Here is a 3,585-nt window from a genome sequence, read left to right as displayed (position 1 = left end):
GGCCCGGCCCCCTGCCGGATCGCCTCGCCGCAGATCATCGCCGCCGCGACCGCGACGTTGAGCGAGCGCATTCCGGCGCGGATCGGCACCACCACCCGCGCGTCGGCCGCGGCGTGGACCGCCTCGGGCACGCCGGCCGATTCGCGGCCCATCAGGATGCAGTCGCCGTCGCGGAAGGCGAAGCCCGTGTAGGGCAGGGCGCCCGCGGTGGTGGCGAGCACCAGGCGGATTCCTGCCTGGAGGCGCCATTCCGAGAACGCCGCCCAGGAACGGTGCCGGGTGATCGCGACGTGGTCGAGATAGTCGAGCCCCGAGCGGCGCAGGTGACGGTCGGACACGTCGAAGCCCGCCGGCTCGACGATCTCGACGGAGAGCCCGAGGCAGGCCGCCATGCGCAGCAGCGTGCCGGTGTTCTGGGGGATGTCGGGCTGGTAGAGCGCGAGGCGGAGCATGCTCCGGGGATATCCGCTTCGGCGCCGCCGACCAATCCACGCCGGCACGGCCGATCCGTGCCGACGCATGGCAGCCCCGACGCGCTGCGGCATCGCTCCCCGCTTGGCCGGGACGACCGCGGGCTTACATGAGGGTCACGCCTCCCCGACGCAAAGCACCGTGACACCATGTTCCTCGATTGGCTCGAGCGCCGCATCAACCCGTTCGCGCCCTTCGACGCGGAGCGGATGCCCCCCAAGACCGTGCTCGGCTTCGCCGCGTTCTACCTGCGCCCGATGCGGGCCGCGCTCGCCGCCCTGTTCGTCATCGCGGTGGTGGCGGGCACGGTCGAGGCCTCGCTCTACCTGCTGATGCGCTGGTTCATCGACCTGATGAACGGCGCCGACCGGACGACGCTGCTGCAGGATCATGGGCTCGCGCTGGCGCTCGCCGCGCTGTTCCTCGTGGTGGTGCGGCCGACCACGATCTGGCTGCACGAGGTCGCCTCGAACCAGCTCATCGTGCCGCAGACCACCAACCAGGTCCGCTGGCGCACCCACCTCTACACGCTCGGCCACTCGCTCTCGTACTTCCAGGGCGACTTCGCCGGCCGCCTTGCCAACCGCATCGTCCAGGTCGGCCCGGCGGTGCGCGAGATCGCGGTCGTGTTCATCGACACCCTGCTCTACGTGGCGATCTACGCGATCACCGCGGTCGGCCTGTTCTCGTCGATCTCGGTGTGGCTGGCCTTGCCGGTGGTGGCCTGGATCGCGGCCTATGCCGGGCTGACGGCGTGGTTCGTGCCGCGGGCGCGCGAGCGGTCGCACCGCACCGCCGAGACCCGCTCGGCGCTGGTCGGGCGGGTGGTCGACAGCTACACCAACATCCTCACCGTCAAGCTCTTCGCCCGCGACCGCGAGGAGCGCGCGGCCGTGCGCGAGGCGATCGACAGCAACACCCGGACCTACCTGCACCAGTTCCGGCTGGTGACGCTGACGACGACCCTGCTCGGCATCCTCAACAGCGCCCTGCTGCTCGCCACCGGCGCCCTGTGCCTGATGCTGTGGCAGCGCGGCGGCATGACCACGGGCGAGGCCGCCGCCGGCCTCGCGCTGGTGCTGCGCCTGCTCGCGATGTCGGGCTGGGTGATGCAGACCGTGCGCGGCGTGTTCGAGAACGTCGGCGTGATCCAGGAGAGCATGCAGACGATCAGCCGTCCGCACGGGCTCGTCGACGCGCCCGACGCCGCCGTGCTGAAGGTCGCGGGCGGGGACATCCGCTTCGAGAACGTCGGCTTCCATTACGGCCGCGGCGACGCCAATGTGATCGAGAACCTGTCGCTGCACATCCGGGCCGGCGAGAAGGTCGGGCTCGTCGGCGTCAGCGGCGCGGGCAAGACCACGATCACCTCGCTGCTGCTGCGCCTGCACGACGTCGAGAGCGGCCGCATCACCGTCGACGGCCAGGACATCGCGCGCGTCACGCAGGATTCGCTGCGGGGCGCCATCGCCATGGTCAGCCAGGACACCTCGCTGCTGCACCGCTCGATCCGCGACAACATCGCCTACGGCCGCCCCGACGCGACCATGGACGCGGTCGCCCGCGCCGCCGAGCTCGCCCATGCCGACGCCTTCATCCACGACCTCGTCGACCACAAGGGGCGGCGCGGCTACGACGCCCAGGTCGGCGAGCGCGGGGTGAAGCTCTCGGGCGGCCAGCGCCAGCGCATCGCCATCGCCCGGGTGATCCTCAAGGACGCCCCGGTGCTGATCCTCGACGAGGCGACCTCGGCGCTGGATTCGGAGGTCGAGGCGGCGATCCAGGAGAGCCTCGACACCCTGATGCAGGGCAAGACCGTGCTCGCCATCGCCCACCGGCTCTCGACCATCGCGGCGCTCGACCGCCTCGTGGTCATCGACGAGGGCCGCATCGTCGAGGAGGGGACGCATGCCGAGCTGATCGGCCGCGGCGGCCTCTACGCCCGATTGTGGGAGCGCCAGTCCGGCGGCTTCCTGCCCGACCGGGCGCCCAAACCCGAGCCCCGTCGGATTTCCGACGCGTTGCCGGGGTAGAACGCGCGGAACTAGAGCCCGGAATGACGGGGAGGGCATAGGACCTCTCTTCATTCAAATGGGCGGCCGCGCCGGCCAAATCATCGAAAGACCAAGACATGCCGGCATTCGGCCTCGCGGCCTCGGCCGGGGAGGGGCGGCCTCCCGTCCGGCGAGCGTGGATCGCGGAGCTGCGCGCGACCCTCGCGCTCGCCGCGCCCCTCGTCCTCACCAACCTCGCCCAGCACGGGCTGATCACCGCCGACACGGTGATGCTCGGCCGCCTGGGCGCGCCCGAGCTCGCGGCGGCGACGCTGGCCACCAGCCTGTACTTCATCCTGTTCATCTGCGGCATCGGCCTGACCTCGGCGGTGGCGCCCCTGATCGCGGAGGCGCTCGGGCGCGACCGCACCGATTCGGACGCCGTGCGCCGCCTCGTGCGGGCCGGGTTCTGGGCCGCGACCCTCGTCGCGATCCCGCTGATGCTCGGGCTGTGGCACACGCGGGCGCTGCTGGAAGCGATCGGCGAGCCGCCGGCGCTGGCCGAGGATGCCGGCCGCTACATGCGCGCGCTGCAATGGGCGATGTGGCCGGCCCTGCTGTTCATGGTGCTGCGCGGCACCTTCGCGGCGCTGGAGCGCCCGAGCTGGCCGCTCGCCGCCAGCCTGATAGCGCTGCCGGTCAATATCGGCCTCGGGGTCTGGCTCGCCTTCGAGGGCCCCGGACGCCTCGGCATGGGGCTGGTCGGGGTCGGCATCGCCACCACCTGCGCCGCGTTCTTCACCCTCCTCGTGCTCGTCGCGGTGATCCTGCGCGACCGCGGCCTGCGCCGGTACCGGCTGCTGCACCGGGTCTGGCGCTTCGATGCGAAGCGCCTCTCGGCCCTGTTCCGCCTCGGCCTGCCGATGGCGGGGACGGGGCTCGCGGAAGCCGGCCTGTTCGAGGCGGCGGTGCTCGGCATGGGGCTGTTCGGCGCGGCCCAGCTCGCCGCGCACGCGGTGGCGATCCAGATCGCGGCGCTCTGCTTCATGGTCCCGAACGGGGTCGCGCAGGGCGCCACCGTGCGCGTCGGCCTGCGGCACGGCGCGCACGACCCGCAGGG

The 3,585-nt window shown here is 72.1% G+C and carries 3 protein-coding genes; 2 read left to right on the top strand and 1 reads right to left on the bottom strand.

Features of this window, described 5'->3' with window-relative positions; all coding sequences use genetic code 11:
• Window positions 1-452 (bottom strand): tRNA (cytidine(34)-2'-O)-methyltransferase (locus FV223_RS22880; RefSeq protein WP_147729144.1); only part of this gene is annotated, 452 nt, incomplete at its 3' end.
• 168 nt (window positions 453-620) lie between these two features.
• Here FV223_RS22880 and FV223_RS22875 point away from each other — a divergent pair.
• On the top strand, window positions 621-2,504 hold the full coding sequence (locus FV223_RS22875; RefSeq protein WP_147729143.1) for an ABC transporter ATP-binding protein: 1,884 nt from the start codon (window positions 621-623) through the stop codon (window positions 2,502-2,504).
• A 98-nt stretch (window positions 2,505-2,602) separates the two neighbouring features.
• On the top strand, window positions 2,603-3,585 hold a 983-nt coding region (locus FV223_RS22870; RefSeq protein WP_147729142.1), incomplete at its 3' end, for an MATE family efflux transporter.

The organism is Methylobacterium sp. WL116 (genome assembly GCF_008039455.1).
In the GTDB taxonomy this organism is placed as follows: domain Bacteria; phylum Pseudomonadota; class Alphaproteobacteria; order Rhizobiales; family Beijerinckiaceae; genus Methylobacterium.
This window is presented reverse-complemented; position numbering and strand designations above follow the sequence as displayed.

Coding starts and splice junctions, on each gene's coding strand:
- FV223_RS22875 (WP_147729143.1), top strand. CDS start 621: ATGTTCCTCGATTGGCTCGAGCGCCGCATCAACCCGTTCGCGCCCTTC.